The organism is Massilia frigida, assembly GCF_011682175.1.
Classification (GTDB): domain Bacteria; phylum Pseudomonadota; class Gammaproteobacteria; order Burkholderiales; family Burkholderiaceae_D; genus Telluria_A; species Telluria_A frigida.
Genome location: NZ_WHJG01000021.1, coordinates 40,672 through 59,233 on the forward strand (window position 1 = coordinate 40,672; position 18,562 = coordinate 59,233).

Below are 18,562 nucleotides of genomic sequence, written 5' to 3' on the forward strand. Positions count from 1 at the left end.
CGATTTGCTGACCTACAGCTGGTAAGAACAATGTAACGACAGTGACACGCGAAGCATGCACCATTTTTGAACGATCGCCAATCAATATTCAAGATCAACCACAGGAGGCACACCATGCCGCACGTGATCATCGTCCGTCTCACGCCGTCGAAACCAACCAGCGGCGCGGATTTCACCCGCTACCTGACCAACCTGACGATCAAGCTGTACGACCTCTCCTTCGGCGCTCCCGCGGACGGCGCCTACCTGGGCGAGGCCAGCGGCGTCTGGGTCCCGAACACCGGTGACGCGGCCAGCGGGCCGGCCTTCACGCCCGCCACCCAGAAAATCATCCAGCACTTCACCATCATCCCGCCGCACCTGCCGGAGCGGCCCGATTACTACATCGGCTTGAACGCGGTCGCCACCGCGATCATTCCGGTGACGCTCCCCGCCGCCGAATTCAACACCAGCGACCTGCGCCTGGAAATCCTCCAGGCCGGCGTGCCGGTCGCGTACGACCGCCTCGATTTCAACGTCCAGACACTGCCGGACGCGCCGCTGGTCGCCAACCCGGTCTTCTACATGGCCATCGATCCGCCAGCCGTGGTCGTCGCGCTGCCCGATCCGGCCGCCGGCGCCACCGCCGTGCTGCTGCCGGAGGACGGCAGCCCGCCGCGCTTCCTGCCCCTCGTCACCGCCATCGACGCCGTGCTGGCGCAAGACCCGGGCGGGACCACGCTCGCCAGCCGGGTCGCCGGACCCGGACCGCTCACGCTGACCCAGGCGCGCCACATCGCGCGCGAAATTGCCTGGAACCGCCAGGCCGCGCCGCCCCCCGCGCGCCCGCACGATCGCAAGCTCGAAGACATGTACACCCGGCCCGAAACAGCCATTCCCCCCTGGGACGAGGACACGCGCGACAAGGCCGACATGGACCGCCTGCAGTACGAGGCCAGCCTGCTCGGCTACTATGCGCTGCAGGATGCCACCGCCGAGCGCCTGGCCCAGTATGTATTTTCCGCCTCGGCCGCCGTGTGGGCCGAACAGCGCAGCGCCAGGCCGGGCCGCATCGGCCTGCGCTTCCCGATCGACGTCGGCGCTCCGCCCCTGCCCGGCGCGACCTTCCGCGAGGCCGAGGTGGTGATCGCCGACACGCCGCCCCTGGAGCTCGATTTCACCGTCCCGGCGGCCTACTTGTATGCGCTCTCGGTGACGCTTCCAGCCAGCATCGCGCCCGCGGAGCGCTACCGCATGGCGACCGACGACAAGGAAACGCATCTGGTGTCGACCATCAAGGCAGCCGCCGAAGCGGGCACCATTGCCCTGCTCGGCACCATCGCCCTGCCCGGCACCACCGCCGAGAATGCGGCGCGGCGCCTTGTAGCGATCGGGCGCGGACGGGCGCAGCGGCCCATGCTGGCCGCCCTCGACGCCCAGGTCGCCGCGCTCGTGACGGCGTGGCTGGCGTACATGGAGCCCTCCATCGACAGCTTCTGGCAGCGGGCCGTGTTCACCGACGCAATGCTGCTCGGCCACCTCGACCTGGTGCTCGCCGTCGTGCTCCAGCAAACGGCGCTCCCTCCCGACCCGGCCGCCCCGACCGCCCTGATGGCGGCGATCAAGGCGATCCCGGTGCGCAGCGCCGCCCAGCTGAAGGCGATCGACGCCACGGAATGGCGCAGATGGTTCCTGGCCGCCACCGGCGCCATTCCGCCCGACCGGGTCCATCTCTTGCCCGAATTCACCAAGCCCGGCACGCCGGAGGAGCGCATCGCCGCATTCGTGCGCCGCTTGCGCAAATTCTTCGAGGTGCAGACCAGCGCACTGGCGCCGCTCGCCGGCCCCGCATCGGCACTGCCATCGATCCGCCGGGACGCCGGCGACCCGGTCGATGCCTTCCTGGCCGCGCTGCCCGGCTTCGGCGTGCCCGTCGCAAACTGGTCCGACCCGGGCATCGCCGCGGCCCTAGCGACGGTATTTCCGGGCGACGCCGATGCCCAGGCCTGGCTGCTGGAGGCCCTGCGCACGCTCGATGAGTTGAGCGCCGCCACCACCGTCCCCGCCGGCACCACCGCTCTCCCGCTCGCGCCGGCGAGCCTGCGCTTTTCGCTGATGGAAGCGCTGTATGCCAGGGGTTTCCGCTCGCGCGCCCAGATCCGGGCGCTGGCCGCGCCGGAATTCGCGCATGCGCTGACCGGCACCATCGCCTATGGCTGGGTGGAGAAAATCCAGAAAGCCGCCGGCGGCGCCAGCCCGTTGCCGGAGCCGGGCGCCGCCGGTCCGTTCGCGCCGGTCAATCCCGACGCCTCGCTCGTGAACTGCATTCCACCGTGGCACCTGTCTCCCTTCGGCCCGGTGAAATATCTGCAAGACCTGCTGGCGACCGGCATCGGGGCCACCTGCGAACAAGCGCTGGCGAGCGGCGCCACGCTGGCCACGCTGATCGCGCCCCGGCGCGGCGCGCCTGGCACGCTGCTGGCAACCGCTGCCAACGTCCACACCCCGATTCCGCTGATCGACATCGTCAACGAAAACCTCGAACATCTCGCCGACGGCGGCACCTCCGGCATCGTCCACGACAGCGGCGGCACCACCCTTGGCAGCCACGCGCTGCGTCCCGCCGCGGCCGGGGAGGCGGATCACGTGGATGGCCATCGAGCCGACCAGCTGTTCGCCGCCCTGCCCGAGCATTCCAGCCCGGCAGCGCCAGGCGCGACGCCGAACGCTTACGTCAGGCTGGCCAGCGATTTTTCGGCGCCCGCACTACCCTATGCGCAAACCCTGGACGTCTCGCGCACCTATTTGCGCGCCATGGGCGTGAGCCGCTACGCCACCATGCGCGCATTTCGCGAGAACATCACCGAATTCGCGCTCGACGCCAGCGCCGAGGCGCCCGACTTCCAGAAGCACTTGTGGCGCTATCCGGTGCGCATCGAACTGGCTTTGGAATACCTGTGCCTGTCCCCGGCCGAGTACGAAACGCTCTACCGCGCCACCATCGCGCCGGCGGCGCTGCGCACGATGTACGGCTTTACCGGCGACACGCTCGATGGCGTCAGCTGGAAGGTGGTGGTGCTGCGCGTGCCGCAGTTCCTCAAGCGCACCGGTCTCGACTATTGCGACTTCCTCGACCTGTGGGAGTCCGGCTTCGTCGCCTTAGACCGGGCGCCGCCGCCGGTCGTGCGCGGCGTGGAACGCGACCCGGACAGCGCCTTCCCGCGCTGCGAACCGTGCTGCCCGGAAGACCTGGTGATCGGCTTGCGCGGGCGCGCCTCGCTCGACGACGCCCTGCGCCGGCTGATGGTCTTCATCCGCCTGTGGCGCAGCCTGCGCTGCGTGGCGGGCGCGCGCTACAGCTTTGCCGAACTGGCCGACATCGCCCAGGTGCTGGGCCTGTTCAGCGGCACCAGCATCAATCCGGAGTTCATCCGCCAGCTGGCGGCATTCCAGATCCTGCGCGACGACTGGGGCCTGGACTTGGGCGGGGACCCGGACGCGGCGCCCGGCGCGCAGGGCGCGGACCGCACCCGCCTGCTCGGCCTGTGGGCCGGCCCCGCCCACCCGTCATTCGCCTGGGCCGTCGAGCACTTGCTGGCCCGCATACAAGACCGGGCCGAACGCGAACAAGCCCACGGCGCCGGGCCGGGCCAGCGGCATCGCCACCGCGCGCCGGAATTCATGAAGATCGTGCGCGCAAATCTCGATGCGCTGTCGGTCCTGGCCGGCTTCGCGCCGGCCAGCGCGCCGTGGCACGCCCTGCCGGCCGGCACGCTGCGCTTTGCCGAAATCCTGTCCAAGATCTACGCCTCGTCCTTCACCACGGGCGAACTGCTGTTCCTGTTTTCGGTCGACCAGCACCTCGACGGCGCCGATCCCTTCTTCCAGCAAGACCGCAACGAGGCGCTCGACCAGCCCTTCGACTATCCGGAAGAAGGCCACCCGTTCGACCTGTGGCGACTGCGCCAATGCCTGCTGGAGGTGCGGGTGTGCGACGAGCAGGTCGATTGCCTGGACTGGTACGCCATCGACAGCGCCATGCGCGCCGACTTCGGCTACGATCCCGCTCCCGGCAGCGATCCGCTGCGCGATCTGGCCAATCACTTCTTCCCCGCCATGATGGCCCGCCTGGGCCTGGACGCCGGCGCGGCGGGATGGCAGTACCGCACCAGCCTGGCGGCGACCAGCCCCGGCATGTGGAACCAGCCGCCCAACGGGCCGTTCCAATACGATCCGGCCGCCGGCGAGCTGGTCGCGGCGTTGCCCCTGTGCGATTGCGCGGTGCTGGCCAAGCTGAACGCCATCGAGCAGTTGACGCCCGCTGAAATGCAAGCCGTCCAGCAACTGTATTTCAGCCCGCGCGCGGCGCTGGCACAGTTCTCCTTCCTGTTCCCCGACCTCGGTTGCGCCGAGCAAGCCCTGATCGAGGAAGCGGACGAGGCGTGCCGCTGGGCGTATTTCGCGCGCTGCTTCCTCACGCTTGCGCAGCGCGCGCACGCCGTGGCCGCGCACCTGGCCTGCCACGTGGCGCACGCCACCGACCGGCACGAGGTGGAACCCGCCCTGGCGGCGCTCATCCTGCGCAGCCTGCGCGGCGACGAGAACCAGGCCTTGACCCCGTGGGAAACGGACGATGGCATGCCGCCGGCATCTTTCCTGTGGCCGCTGCCGGCCGGCGGCGCCTATGCCGCATTGACGGCGCTGGCCGGCACCGGCCTGTTTGGCGAGTACCGCAGCGACAGCGGCGCCACGTGGCAGGAAACGCGCGGCCCGATGACCGCCTTCACGCCGGCGCGCTCAAACTGGAACGCCCCGGTACCGACCGTCATCCCGCGCCTCGACCTGACCCTGCCGGCCGCCAGGCTCAAGTTCGCCATCCTGCGCAACGGCTTTGCCATGCGCGAGTCCGACGGCCTGGCGCTGGGCGGGGCCGAAGGCTTTACGGTGCGCTGGCGCGGCGTGCTGATCGTGGAACAGGCGGGCGCCTACACCTTCTTCGCGGGGGCGCCCAGCCCGGATTGCGCGCCGCCGGACTTCGAAGCATGCGGGCATCAGCGCTGGCGGGTCAACCTGCGGCGCGGCCAGAAGACCTGGCTGCTGCTCAATTATCGCTGGGAGGGCGAGCAGGCGCCGGACCACACGTCGGTGCCCCTGCATCTCAAGCGCGGCGCCTATTTCCTCGATATCGATATCGAGGAAAGCGCGCCCGAGTTCGACGAAAAGCTGGAACTGGCGCCGGCCCGCAGCGGTTTCACGCTCAAGTACGCGGGGGCCGATACCTGCGGCAGCATCACGGCCATTCCCAACGAGCGCCTGTATCGCGACCTGGTCGAGGCCCCGCTGCAAGGGCCCGACACGCTGGCGCCGGCAGCCCATGCCTATCTGGAGCTGCAATACAGCGGCAGCCTGCGCGATGTACGGCGCACCTACCAGCGCGCCTTCAAGGCGCTGCTGCTGGCGCACCGGCTGCGCCTGTCGTCGCGGCTGCTCGCGCGCGCCAGCGTCTCCGAGATGCAGTACCTGCTGTCCGCGCCCGAGCTGTTCGCCGGCGTCAGCTATGTGCCGGGGTCGCCCTACAGCGCGCACCGCGCCTGGTTCGATCTCAACCTGCTGCCGGTGGGTGACGTCTACAACGGCGACCCCGAGCGCAGCCCGGCCGCCGCGCCCGATGCGCGCTCGGCGCCGTCGGTGCAGCGCCGCCAGGCGCTGTTCGACTGGTTCGAGCGCCTGCACGACTACAGCGTGATGCGGCGCGCGGTGGCGCACAAGGCCGGGCGCCAGGCCTGGCTGACGTTCGTGGAGGCGTCCAACCAGCAAGCGGCCGATGTGCTGCCCCTGCTGTCCGACCTGGGCATCGACCTCGATCACGCGCCCCTGCTGCTGGAGTTTTATAACGGCGTCACCCCCGGCTGGCAGATGCTGGCCGACGAGCGCTGGCCGGTCCGGCTATGGCACGCGTCGCTGTGGGTGCGCCAGCTGCTCAGGCATGTGGTGCCGCTCGAGCTGGGCGCGGCCAGGCCGAGCCTGTGGGCCACCGACGCCGATGCCTCGCTCGCCACCGCCAACGCCGAGCTGACGGCGTTCTACCGCAACGGCATGATCGAACGCGGGGACCCGCGCCGCTACGCCGACATCGAAAGCCTCAACAACGCGCTGCGCGAACGCGCGCGCAGCGCCCTGCTGGCCTACCTGACCAGCCAGGACCGGGTCGCCCTGCCGTTCGCTCCCGGCAGCTTCGCGCGCACGCCGGGCGACCTGAGCGCGCTCCTGCTGCTCGACGTCGAGGCCGGCATTTGCCAGACATCGAGCCGCATCGAGGAAGCGCTCAGCGCGCTGCAAGCCTTCGTGGAGCGGGCCCGCCTGTCGCTCGAACCCACGCTGCCGGTGACGGCGGCCTTTTCCGGCGCCTGGGACAAGCTGTTCGCCAGTTTCCGGGTGTGGCAGGCATGCCGCCGCCGTACCTTGTATCGAGAGAATTACGTCGAATGGGCCGAACACGGCGAGGCCGTGCGCACCGAGGCGTTCCGCCTGCTGGAGCGGGAACTGCGGCGCGCGACGTTCAGCGCGCCTGCACCGGGCGGCATGCAATCCTGGCCCGGTCCGCACTGGCCGGCGCATCCTGACGTGATCCTGTCGCAGGAGCGCGAACCGGCGCACCTGGCGCAGCTTGCGCAGCCGGAGAACCTCGGTCTGATGGGCCGTCCCGAGCGCCACGCCCGGCCCACCTGGCTGGCGCCGTCGCAGCGCCAGCTGGACCAAGGCGGAAATACACCTGAACCGCCCCCCGCGACCGATCCGGTGCTCACCCTGCGGGCGGCGACCATGCAGCCGCCCCGCTTGCCGCTCTGGATCGAGGCGGCGGTGCGCCTGGGGACGCGTTTCCTGCGCATCGCGGCGGCGGGCGAGCCGCCCGCTTGGTCCCGCTTCGCGCCGCCGCACATGGCGCCGGGGGCCTGCTGCGCGCAATGCGGCGAGGTGCATCCGCCGGTGATGGACGAATATTATTTCTGGCTGGTCGATGGCAAGTACTACGACCCGGCCAGCCTCAATCCGGACCGTCCCGACCTGCCCCAGGACGCCGCCTGGGGCGCGACCCCGGCCGACACGACCTCGGACTGGCATCGCCCCGACAAGCTGCCGCAGCTGCTCAGCTGGCCAAGCAAGAAAATGGTGCGCCTGGCATGGTGCCGCGTGCATAACGGCCAGTTCCAGACCCCGCGCTACTCGGACGGCGGCGCGCATGTGGCGGCCGGCCCCGGCGAGGCTGAACTCGAATTTACCGGGCGCGAGGGCGACACGCTGCGCTTTACCATCACGCACGCGGGGCCGACGCCGCAAGGCTACGCCGACACCTCGCCGTGGGGCTTCCGCTACGATATGGCGCCCGACACCGCGGTGGTGCTGCCGCAAGTGCTGGCGCCGGCGCCGCTGCCGGGAGGACCGGCCGGGCTGGCGGCCTATCCCTTCTTCGTCTTTTTCGCCCCGGGGGCGCCGCTCGAACCGTCGCTCTACGCCACCAGCATGACCGTGGCCGCGGCCTTGCGCAGCAACTGCCGCCATGAGGCGGCGCTGAAATGGTATGAACGCTACTACGCGCCGGCCGGCATGGACCTGCGCTGGTCGACCTGCCGCAATCCGGGGCGCGGACCGAACGACCCGGCGCTGCCGCAGCCGCCGGTGGTGCGTGGCCGCGCCCGTGCCGACGCCGTCCGCACGGCCGGCACGCAGGATGGCGCGGCGCGCCTGCAGCCGGTCGGCACGCGGCAAGACCCGTGTTGCGACACGCTGACGTACAACGCCGCCGACGCGCGCCGCCGCAGCACCCTGCTGGCTTACGTGGAGACGCTGCTGGAACACGCCGGCGTAGCGCTGTGCCGCAACAGCGCCGAAGGATACGCGCTGGCGCGGCTGCGGCTCGACACCGCCGCGCGCTACCTCGGCGAGCGTCCGCGTACCCTCTTCGGCCATGACGACGGACCGGGCGCGCCGACGGTAGCGGCCTTGGTGCCGCGTTTCGCGCCGCTCAATCCGCGCCTGATGGACATCTACGACCGCCTGGACGACCAGCTTGGGGCGCTGCACCGCTGCCTGGACCGGGCGCGCCTGGCCGGCGGCGCGCTGCGCGAGCGCCGGTATTGGGGCGACCCGGCGCTGCGGCGCGGCTGGCAGGAAGTCGAGACCTCCTGCCTCGACGACGATGCTTGCTGCTGCCCGTCCGGCCCGTACCGCTTCCCCTTCCTGCTCCAGCGCGCCCTTGAAACGGCCGGCGAGGTGCGCACCTTCGGCGCGGCGCTGCTGGCCGCCTACGAAAAGGGCGATGCCGAGTTCCTGGCGGCGATGCGGGTCTCGCACGAGCGCGAGATGGCCAACCTGGCCGAGGAAATCCGCCAGATGGAATGGCGCGAGGCGGACATGACGCGCGACAGCCTGCGCAAGGCCTTGCAGGCGGCGCAGACGCGGCGCCAGTACTACGCCGACCTCATCGCCGGCGGCTTGATCGGGGAGGAACAGGCGTATCGCAACCTGACCCAGGCCTCGATGGCGAGCCGCACGGCCGGCAACGTGGTCGAAGCCATCGCCCAGGTCATGAATTTGATTCCGGACATGACCACCGGGGTTGCCGGGGTTGCCTCCACGCCGGTGTCGGTGTTCCAGATGCCGATCGGAACCAAGCTGGCGCACGCCTTTTCGGCAGCCTCGCGCATCCTGCTCACCGTGGGCGACGTGCTCGGCACCGAGGCCGGGCTGGCCATGACCGACGCCGGATGGGTGCGGCGCGAAGTCGACTGGGTATTCCAGGTGTCGGTGCTCGATGTCGAGATCGAGCAGATCGAGCGCCAGATCCTGGCCGCCGAGCGCCGCCGCGACGCGGCACTGCGCCAGCTCAACAGCCAGGTACGGCAAATGCAGCAAGCCGCCGACGTGCAAGACTTTTTGCGCGACAAATTCACCAATCACGCCCTGTATCTGTTCCTGCAACAAGAGACGGCGGCGCTGCACCGCCAGATGTTCGATATCGCATGGTGCTGGGCGCGCCAGGCGCAGCGCGCCTTCCAGTTCGAGCGCGAGCTGGGCGCGCAACACTTCTTGGCGGCGCAGCCCTGGGATGGCTTGCACGAGGCATTGCTGGCCGGTGAAGGACTGAGCACCGCCCTGCGCACCATGGAAAAGGCGTACTTCGACCAGAACCGGCGCGAGCAGGAACTGGTGACCCGGATGTCCTTGCGCATGGACTTCCCGCTGGCCTTCCTCGAACTCAAAGCCACCGGCGCCTGCGAAGTCGAGATTCCGGAATGGCGCTTCGATCGCGAGTATCCGGGGCACTATCTGCGCAGGATCAAGTCGCTCAACCTGACCATCCCCGCCGTCACCGGGCCGGGCACCGGGGTGCACTGCAAACTGACCTTGCTCGGCAGCGCCACCCGCGTCGATCCCGCCCTGAGCGACATCGAGGACTGCTGCCCCGGCGCCTGCACCTGCGGCTGCTGCGGCGGCAAACGCTACCGGGCCAGCGTGGACGATCCGCGCATCGTCAAGCGCTTCGGCGCGACCGAGGCGATCGCCACATCGAGCGGGCAGAACGACGCCGGCCTGTTCGAGCTCAATTTCCGCGACGAGCGCTACCTGCCGTTCGAATTTGCCGGCGCCGTCAGCCGCTGGCGCATCGAGCTGCCAATGGAACACAACGCCTTCGATGTCGACAGCGTCAGCGATGTGCTGTTCCAGATGAGCTATACGGCCAGGGAGGGCGGCAGCCTGCTGCGCGAGGCCAGCTGGGCGGCGGCATCCTGCATCCTGCCCGGCGGCGCCCTGCGCTTCTTCGACTGGCGCCAGGATTTCTCCGAATCCTGGCAGCGCTTCAAGGGCAAGATGGCGCCGCCGGACCAGGAACACGGGTGCCGCGCGCTCGGCTTGCGCATGAGCCGCGCCATGTTCCCTTATCTTCCAGGAGAGCGCCCGGTGCGCATGCGGCGCCTGGATATCTGGTTCGAGACCTGCGGCGGCGACGGCGTGCGCAACCACGAAATCGAGTTCGTGCCCGACCCCGATTGTGCCTGCGAGCACGATAGCGAGGCTTGCTGCGAGCGCTATCTGCTGACCTGCGTGGCCAGTGTGGACTGGCCCTGCCTGTATCACGGCGTGCTTGAGTACCCCTTCCCGTGGCTGGACGACGAATGCCCGGTGAAGATCGGCGAGTTCCTGTTCCCGCACCATGTGGGGCCGCTGCGCAAGGCTTATCTGGTATGTTCCTACGAGGCCGGAGCGGCGCGACGCTGCTTGCCGCCGGGCCAGCCGTGCGCCACCGGGTGCACCACGGCTTGCTGACACGCCGGGCGCTCCCGGCCGTCGGCACGGCGCGTGCGGTCCGGCCGCTATCTCACCGCCAGCGCGGCCGGTTCGCCCGGCTGCCACGCGCCGCCGAGTGCCTTGAAGGCGGCGACCGCCGCGCGCGCGGCCTCGGTTTGGGCTTGCGCGTGCAGGTCGAAGGCGCGCAGCACGTGTTCGTCGGCCTGCAAGACCTCGATCAGGCTGACGCTGCCTTTCCCGTATGCCGCAAACGACGCTCCCCTCGCCCGCGCGAGCGCGTCCATGCCCTGCCCGAGCATGGCGGCCTGGTCGTCGCGTTTCGCCAGCGCCAGCAAGGCGTTTTCCACCTCTTCCGTGGCACGCAGCGCGGCCAGCCGGTAAGCGGCCAGCGCCTCGGCTTCCTGGCCCTTGGCCAAGTCGATTTGCGCGTTGATGCGGCCGAAGTCGAACAGGCGCCATCGCAGGCCCAGCACCCCGGCCGCCTGGCTCGCGCCGCCGGAAAACAGATTGGCGCCGGAGACCGACGTCGCGCTGCCGACCAGGCCGCTCAACGAGAGCTTCGGATAATATTCGGCAACCGCCATGCCGATCCGCGCGTTCGATGCGACCAGGCGGCGCTCGGCCACGATGAGGTCGGGCCGGCGCCTGAGCAAATCGCCGGGCGCTCCGCTCGACGCGATGCGGGGAGCCGCCGGAATGGGGCCGGCGGGCGCCAGTTCGTTCCGGTGCGCGCCGGGCGCCGTGCCGAGCATCACGTCGAGCGCGTTCATCGCCGTGTCCAGCCCCGCTTCGAGCATCGGCACCGATGCCCGTACCTGGGCCAGCGCACCCTCGGCCTGGCGCACTTGCAGTTCGGCCACCAGCCCTTTTCCATGCAGCAGATTGATCTTGCTTAACAGATCGACTTGCGTCTTGACCTGGCTGCGGGCAATGCCAAGGCGCGCCTGCAGGCCGCGCATGCCGACATAACTATCGGCGACCTGCGCCGCCAGCGCCAGCCGTGCCGCCGCTACGCCCGCTTCCGAGGCCTGGTACTCGGCCAGTGCCGCTTCGCGCGCGCGCCGCGTGCCGCCGAACACGTCCAGCTCCCAGGCGGCGCCTAGGTTGGCCTCATAGGCACTGCCGTGGCGGTCGAACGCCGGCGTTGAATTCAAGACTTGCCCCAGCGGGGTTTCGAGCGACTGGTAAGCGCGCCCACCCTGGGCATTGATGGCGCCCGACGGCAGCAGCGCGGCCTGCGCCGCGCCCAATCCCGCGCGTGCCTGGGCAAGCCGCGCGGACGCCTGCGCGAGGTCGAGGTTTTGCTCCAGCGCAAGCGCGACCAGGCGGGTCAGTTGCGCATCGCCGAAAGCATCCCACCACACGCCCGCGCCGGCATGGCGCTGCTCAGTGTGCGCCTGAGCGAGGTAGCGATCCGGCAAGCGGATATCGGGCCGGATGTAATCGGGACCGACCGCGCAACCGGCTGAAAGACTGGCAAGGAGGAGCATGACGAGAACAGGTTGGCGTGGCATGGGCAGCTTTCCGCGAAGTGAAGGGAGAGGAACTGGGTCAGTTATAAGTGACTATATCACTATTTAGTCACTCGTTGTATGTTGGGGTGACACGATGTAAGCTGTCGGACATGAATACACCAAGCACCAATCCGGGCCCTGCCCGCGGCCCGGCCGATCACGAGGTGCGCGACCAGATCGTCGCCGCCGCTACCGAACACTTCCGTCTGTATGGCTACAGCAAGACCACCGTGTCCGACCTGGCCAAGTCGATCGGCTTTTCCAAGGCCTATATTTACAAGTTCTTCGAATCGAAACAGGCCATTGGCGAGCGCATTTGCGCCAATTGCCTGCGCGAGATCGAAACCGATGTCAGGGCGGCCATCGCCAGCACCAACCGCCCGCCGGAGAAGCTGCGGCGCATGTTCAAGGCGGCCGTCGAGTCCAGCCTGCGCCTGTTTTTCGAGGACCGCAGGCTGTATGACATTGCGGCCACGGCCGCCACGGAGCGCTGGGCGACGGTGCGCGCGTTCGAGGAGCGTATCAAGGCGATGCTGCAAGACATCCTGCGCCAGGGGCGCGACAGCGACGACTTCGAACGCAAGACTCCGCTCGACGAGGCTGCGACGGCGATCTACCTGGTCATGCGGCCCTACCTCAATCCCTTGCTCTTGCAGCACAGTCTCGATCACACCGAGGATGCCCCGGCACAACTATCGAGCCTGGTGCTGCGCAGTCTGTCGCCGTAACAGCGCGGCGTCGAAAGTGACGCTTGACAAAAATAGTCACTAGTCACAAAATGAAATCCTTTCTGGGTCTTCACGGGATTTCCATGCGCCGCCACATCGTTTTACCTGCTCTGCTGTCCGCATTGCCGCTTGCCTTGCTCGCCTGTGGCGACAAGGCGCCCGCCGATCCACGCACCGGGGCGCCGCTGGTGCGCGCGGCCATCGTCAAGGATGCGCCGGCCGCCGCGCAAGCCTTCACCGGCATCGTCGCCGCCCGCGTACAGGGCGAGCTGGGCTTTCGGGTGGCGGGCAAGGTGCTGGAACGGCTGGTGGACGCCGGCCAAACCGTCAAGCGCGGCCAAACGCTGATGCGCATCGACCCGGCCGACCTGGCACTTGCCGCCAGCGCCCAGCAGGAAGCGGTGGCCGCCGCCCGCGCGCACGCGCAGCAAACGGCGCAGGAGCAGGCGCGCTATCACGACCTGCGCGGCAGCGGCGCCATCTCCGCCTCGGCCTACGATCAGGCCGAGGCGGCGGCGCAGGCCGCCCAAGCCCAGCTCAGGGCAGCCGAAGCCCAGGCCCGGCTTGCCGCCAACGCCAGCCGCTATGCCGTGCTGGTGGCCGATGCCGATGGCGTCGTCATGGAAACGCTGGCCGAACCCGGCCAGGTGGTCAGTGCCGGCCAGCCCGTGATCCGCCTGGCCCAGGCGGGACGGCGCGAAGCGATCGTCCAGTTGCCCGAGACGCTGAGGCCCGCGATCGGCTCGGCCGCCCGGGCCACCATCTTCGGCAGGGAGGGCACGGCCATGCCGGCCACGCTGCGCCAGCTCTCCAACGCCGCCGACCGCCTGACCCGCACCTTCGAGGCGCGTTATGTGCTCGATGGCGAGCTGGCCAACATCCCGTTGGGCAGCACGGTCACGATCCGGATCGCGCACGCGCCCCCGGCCGCACAGGGCGCCTTGTGGATCCCGCTCGGCGCGCTGGCCGACGCCGGCAAGGGGCCGGGCGTCTGGCTCATCGAGGGCGAGCCGGCCAAGGTAGCGTGGCGGGCGGTCGCGCTCCAGCGCCTCGATGACGATGGCGCGCGCATCTCTGGCGGGCTCAAACAGGGCGACCGGATCGTCGCGCTCGGCTCGCACCTGCTGCGCGAAGGCGTGTCCGTGCGGGTCGCCGGCCCGGGCGGCGCGGGAGCGCAGCCATGAGCGCTGGCCGTTTCAACCTGTCGGCGCTGGCCGTGCGCGAGCGTTCGGTCACCTTGTTCCTGATCTGCCTGATTTCGCTGGCCGGACTGATCTCGTTCTTCAAGCTGGGGCGCGCGGAAGACCCGGCGTTCACGGTCAAGGTAATGACCATCATCACCGCCTGGCCCGGCGCCACGGCCAAGGAAATGCAGGACCAGGTGGCCGAAAAGATCGAAAAGCGCATGCAGGAGCTGCGCTGGTACGACCGTACCGAGACCACCACCCGCCCCGGGCTGGCCTTCACCACCCTCACCTTGCTCGACAGCACGCCGCCGTCGGAAGTGCCGGCGGCGTTCTACCAGGCCCGCAAGAAAGCCGGCGACGAGGCGGGCAACCTGCCGGCCGGCGTGATCGGGCCGATGGTCAACGACGAATATGCCGACGTCACCTTTGCCCTGTACGCGCTCAAGGCCAGGGGCGAACCGCAGCGCCTGCTGGTGCGCGAAGCGGAAACGCTGCGCCAGCGACTGCTGCATGTACCGGGCGTCAAGAAGGTCAACATCGTCGGCGAACAGTCGGAGCGCATTTATATCGAGTTCTCGCACGAGCGCCTGGCGACGCTGGGCGTGAGTCCGGCCGACGTGTTCGCCGCCCTCGCCAGCCAGAACGCGCTCACCCCGTCCGGCTCGGTGGACACCAAGGGACCGCAGGTGTTCATCCGCGTTGACGGCGGCTTCGACGAACTGCAAAAGATCCGCGCTACGCCGATCATGGCCCAGGGGCGCAGCGTGACCCTGTCGGACATCGCCACGGTCAGGCGCGGCGCTGAAGACCCGGCCACCTTCATGGTCCGCAACGGCGGCGAACCGGCCCTGCTGCTGGGCGTGGTCATGCGCGACGGCTGGAATGGACTCGACCTGGGCAAGGCGCTCGACAAGGAAGTCGGCGCGATCAATACCGCCATGCCGCTGGGCATGGACCTGAGCAAGGTCACCGACCAGGCCGTCAATATCGGTTCGGCGGTCGACGAGTTCATGGTCAAGTTCTTCGCCGCGCTGCTGGTGGTCATGCTGGTGTGTTTCGTGAGCATGGGCTGGCGCGTGGGGATCGTGGTCGCTGCCGCCGTGCCGCTGACCCTGGCGGCGGTGTTCGTGCTGATGGCCGCCACCGGCAAGAACTTCGACCGCATCACCCTGGGCTCGCTGATCCTGGGGCTGGGCCTGCTGGTGGATGACGCCATCATCGCCATCGAAATGATGGTGGTGAAGATGGAACAAGGCTACAGCCGCATCGCCGCTTCCGCCCATGCGTGGAGCAATACCGCCGCGCCCATGCTCTCGGGCACCCTGGTCACGGCGGTCGGCTTCATGCCGAATGGTTTTGCCCGTTCCACCGCCGGCGAATACACCAGCAATATGTTCTGGATCGTCGGCATCGCCCTGATCGCCTCATGGGTGGTGGCGGTGGCCTTTACGCCTTACCTGGGCGTCAAGCTGCTGCCCGAGCTGAAACAGGTCGAGGGCGGCCACGATGCGCTCTACGCTACGGCGCGCTATCAACGCTTGCGCGGCGTGCTGGCGCGCGTGATCGGGGCCAAGTGGCTGGTGGCCGGCACGGTGGTGCTGCTGTTCGCCGGGGCCGTGCTCGGCATGGCACTGGTCAAGAAGCAATTCTTCCCCATCTCCGACCGCCCCGAAGTGCTGGTCGAGGTGCAGATGCCGTACGGCACCTCGATCGGCGCGACCAGCGCCGCCACGGCCCAGGTCGAAGCATGGCTGGCCAGGCAGCAGGACGCGAAAATCGTCACGGCCTACATCGGCCAGGGCGCGCCGCGCTTTTACCTGGCCATGGGACCGGAACTGCCCGACCCCTCATTCGCCAAGATCGTGATCCGCACCGACAGCCAGGAGGCGCGCGACGCGTTGAAACTGCGGCTGCGCACCGCCGTCGCCGCTGGCCTTGCCAGCGGGGCGCGGGTGCGGGTCACCCAGCTCGTGTTCGGCCCGTATTCGCCGTTCCCGGTCGCCTGGCGCATCGCAGGACCGGACCCGGACCAGCTGCGCGCCATCGCCGCCCAGGTACAAGCGGTCATGGATGCCAGTCCGATGATGCGGACCGTCAATACCGACTGGGGCACGCGCACGCCCGCCCTGCACTTGAGCTTGCAGCAAGACCGTTTGCACGCCGTGGGGCTCACGTCCAGCGCGGTGGCGCAGCAATTGCAGTTCTTCCTCAATGGCGTGCCGGTCACGGCGGTGCGGGAAGACATTCGCACCGTGCAGGTGGTGGCACGCTCGGGCGGCGGCGCCCGGCTCGACCCGTCCATGATCGCCGACTTCACGCTGGTCGGCGCCGGCGGGCAGCGCCTGCCGCTGGCGCAGGTCGGCACGGTCGAGGTGCGCATGGAGGAGCCGGTGATGCGCCGGCGCGACCGCACGCCCACCATCACCGTGCGCGGCGACATTGCCGAGGGCTTGCAGCCGCCGGACGTGTCGGCAGCCATCGCGGCCCGGCTCCAGCCCGTCGTCGACAAGCTGCCGCCGGGCTACCGCATCGACCAGGCCGGCGCGATCGAGGAATCCGGCAAGGCCATGGCCGCCATGCTGCCGCTGTTTCCGATCATGCTCGCGGTCACCCTGGTCATCCTGATCTTCCAGGTGCGCTCGATCTCGGCGATGGTCATGGTGTTCCTGACCAGTCCCCTGGGCCTGATCGGCGTGGTGCCGACCCTGCTGCTGTTCGGACAACCGTTCGGGATCAATGCGCTGGTCGGCTTGATTGCGCTGTCGGGCATCCTGATGCGCAACACGCTGATCCTGATCGGCCAAATCCACCACAACGAACAGGAAGGGCTGGACCCATTCCGGGCGGTGGTGGAAGCGACCGTGCAGCGCGCCCGGCCGGTGATCCTGACCGCGCTGGCGGCGATCCTGGCTTTTATTCCGCTGACCCATTCGGTGTTCTGGGGCACGCTGGCCTACACGCTGATCGGCGGCACCTTTGCCGGCACCATCCTGACGCTCGTGTTCTTGCCGGCCATGTATGCCATCTGGTTCAAGATCTGGCCCGGCGTGGCCGGCGCTAGCGGTAAGTAAGCAGCCGCAAGCGCATTGCGCTTGCGTTGCAACCGATGTAACGAGCGAAACCGTGCGAGGACCTACGCAGCCATACAACAGCGTCGTTTCCCCAGAGCCTTGGCTTGGTACATCGCTTGATCGGCCTGATTGAGCAAGGCATCCGTACTGACGGCAGACGCTGGAAAGGCTGCAACGCCAACACTGGCCGACACCGTCGCGGTGATGCCGTCCATGAGATACGGTTCCGAAATAACTTCTATCAGCCCCTGTGCAAACGCAGCACCTTTTTCCAGATCGGATTCCAGCAAGGCAATCGCAAATTCGTCTCCGCCCAGCCGCGCGCAGAAATCGGAATCGCGCACGGCACCGGTGATCCTGATGGACACCGTCTTCAACAACTGGTCTCCCACAGCATGACCATAGGTATCATTCACGGCCTTAAAACCATCCAGATCGATAAATAGTACCGCCAATCCTGTCTTGTTTCGCAGGCAGCGCGCCAAGTGCTGGCTGACCACGAGATGGAATGACGAACGATTGGCCAAACCGGTCAATCCATCGTGCTGCGCTTCATGCTTGGCATGCTGTAGCGACTTCGCCGTGTCTTGCAGGGCATGCCCCATCGCGTTCGCTTCTTCAAAGTACAAGGGCGCAATGGCGATGGCAGTTTCACCGAGCGCCAGTGCGATGGCGGGTTTGGTCAGCGCAGCGATGGACGTGGCCACGCGCCCGCCGATAAACCATGCCAGAGCGATCCCCACGCCCAAGGCGGCAAAGGTCGCCACGATCAACTGGGTCAAGGTTTGGCGCAGCCCCATGGTGAGTTCCTCCAATGGCATGCCCAGCACAACCGACCATCGGCTTACCTGCGAGCGGCTATATACCGTAATCACGGGAACGCCATCCAGCGTCCTGGTTTTAAAACCATCTTCGTCGGCATGTGCCATGCGTTGCAACAGGTCCGGGTTGACTTTCCCCCCCAGGAACTTCACCAGATCATGCGTACGCGCCACGACCGTGCCGGTACTGTCCACGATGGAAGCGCGCCACGTTGAGGACATCTTTTGCTCCGTCAACACCGAGGCGAGCTGGGTCGGCGACGCCGTGGCACTGAGCAGATACAGGAACGCGCCGTCGCGTTTGACGGGAACGGCAACCGTATAGATGAAGCGACCGACCACCGGACCTATGTAAAGATCGGAAACACCGGGCTTACCGGTTTCCATGACGCGTTTCAGCAACGGTGCAGTAGCAAGCTTGGGTAATGGTGCGCCAAATGGTCGCCGTGTAGACAGTAGCAATGGCCCGCTAGCATCCACCACCACGATGCTGTCAGCTTGCATATTCTTCACTGCATCCTGCACCCTTGAGTGGAAGCCCTGGAGGTCGCCAGTCGCCAGTCGACGCGAGGTGGCAAGTGCTTCCAGCGCGGCCTGGGTGCGGGCAAAATCCCGGTCGATCGTGGACACCATCGCGCGCGCCTGGCTGATCGCGTTGCTGATGAGCCGCGTTTGCTCGCGCTCATAAAATTCAAACAGCAGGAGCGCTGCGACTCCAGCGATGGGCAACACGCAACCCAACGCCAAGGTGACCAGGCGAGCGCGAATGCCCGGGCTCTTCATGGTGCGGGGCCGAATGACGGGTCCTCTGGCGCCAGGATCTCAACATCCTGATGGTACTTGACACCATGGCCCCCGGGTGGCACCCGCGCCCACACCATCCACACGGCCATCTTCTGGAGTGCTGCATCGTCGAACGCGATTCTATTGAAGATTATCAATTCAGCATCCATA

The 18,562-nt window shown here is 68.1% G+C and carries 6 protein-coding genes; 4 read left to right on the plus strand and 2 right to left on the minus strand.

Annotated features, from left to right (window positions below; translation table 11 throughout):
* Positions 1-114: 114 nt before the first annotated feature.
* Entirely contained in the window at positions 115-10,305 is a 10,191-nt protein-coding gene (locus F2P44_RS19655) for a Tc toxin subunit A-related protein (protein WP_167088745.1), read from the plus strand.
* Positions 10,306-10,352: 47 nt separating this feature from the next.
* On the opposite strand, the gene F2P44_RS19660 is transcribed toward F2P44_RS19655, so the two are convergent.
* Positions 10,353-11,801, minus strand: a complete 1,449-nt coding sequence (locus tag F2P44_RS19660) for an efflux transporter outer membrane subunit (RefSeq protein WP_167088746.1) — start codon at positions 11,799-11,801, stop codon at positions 10,353-10,355.
* 110 nt (positions 11,802-11,911) lie between these two features.
* Here F2P44_RS19660 and F2P44_RS19665 point away from each other — a divergent pair, with 110 nt between their 5' ends.
* The 3 genes from F2P44_RS19665 to F2P44_RS19675 all read left to right on the plus strand — a co-directional run bounded on the left by F2P44_RS19665 (position 11,912) and on the right by F2P44_RS19675 (position 16,787).
* Positions 11,912-12,529: a TetR/AcrR family transcriptional regulator gene (locus tag F2P44_RS19665; protein WP_167088747.1), complete on the plus strand. Its 618-nt coding sequence runs from the start codon at positions 11,912-11,914 to the stop codon at positions 12,527-12,529.
* Positions 12,530-12,612: 83 nt separating this feature from the next.
* The gene (locus F2P44_RS19670; protein ID WP_167088748.1) at positions 12,613-13,713 is read left to right on the plus strand and encodes an efflux RND transporter periplasmic adaptor subunit; all 1,101 of its coding nucleotides are present in this window, start codon (positions 12,613-12,615) and stop codon (positions 13,711-13,713) included.
* Entirely contained in the window at positions 13,710-16,787 is a 3,078-nt protein-coding gene (locus tag F2P44_RS19675) for an efflux RND transporter permease subunit (RefSeq protein WP_167088749.1), read from the plus strand. The genes F2P44_RS19670 and F2P44_RS19675 overlap by 4 nt, the downstream gene beginning before the upstream one ends.
* Positions 16,788-16,849: 62 nt before the next feature.
* On the opposite strand, the gene F2P44_RS19680 is transcribed toward F2P44_RS19675, so the two are convergent.
* The gene (locus tag F2P44_RS19680; protein ID WP_167088750.1) at positions 16,850-18,391 is read right to left on the minus strand and encodes a sensor domain-containing diguanylate cyclase; all 1,542 of its coding nucleotides are present in this window, start codon (positions 18,389-18,391) and stop codon (positions 16,850-16,852) included.
* Between the last annotated feature and the right edge of the window lie 171 nt (positions 18,392-18,562).

Excerpts from the sequence above, each read along its gene's own strand:
- F2P44_RS19655 (WP_167088745.1), top strand. The coding sequence starts at position 115 with ATGCCGCACGTGATCATCGTCCGTCTCACGCCGTCGAAACCAACCAGC.
- F2P44_RS19660 (WP_167088746.1), bottom strand. The coding sequence starts at position 11,801 with ATGCCACGCCAACCTGTTCTCGTCATGCTCCTCCTTGCCAGTCTTTCA.
- F2P44_RS19665 (WP_167088747.1), top strand. The coding sequence starts at position 11,912 with ATGAATACACCAAGCACCAATCCGGGCCCTGCCCGCGGCCCGGCCGAT.
- F2P44_RS19670 (WP_167088748.1), top strand. The coding sequence starts at position 12,613 with ATGCGCCGCCACATCGTTTTACCTGCTCTGCTGTCCGCATTGCCGCTT.
- F2P44_RS19675 (WP_167088749.1), top strand. The coding sequence starts at position 13,710 with ATGAGCGCTGGCCGTTTCAACCTGTCGGCGCTGGCCGTGCGCGAGCGT.
- F2P44_RS19680 (WP_167088750.1), bottom strand. The coding sequence starts at position 18,391 with ATGAAGAGCCCGGGCATTCGCGCTCGCCTGGTCACCTTGGCGTTGGGT.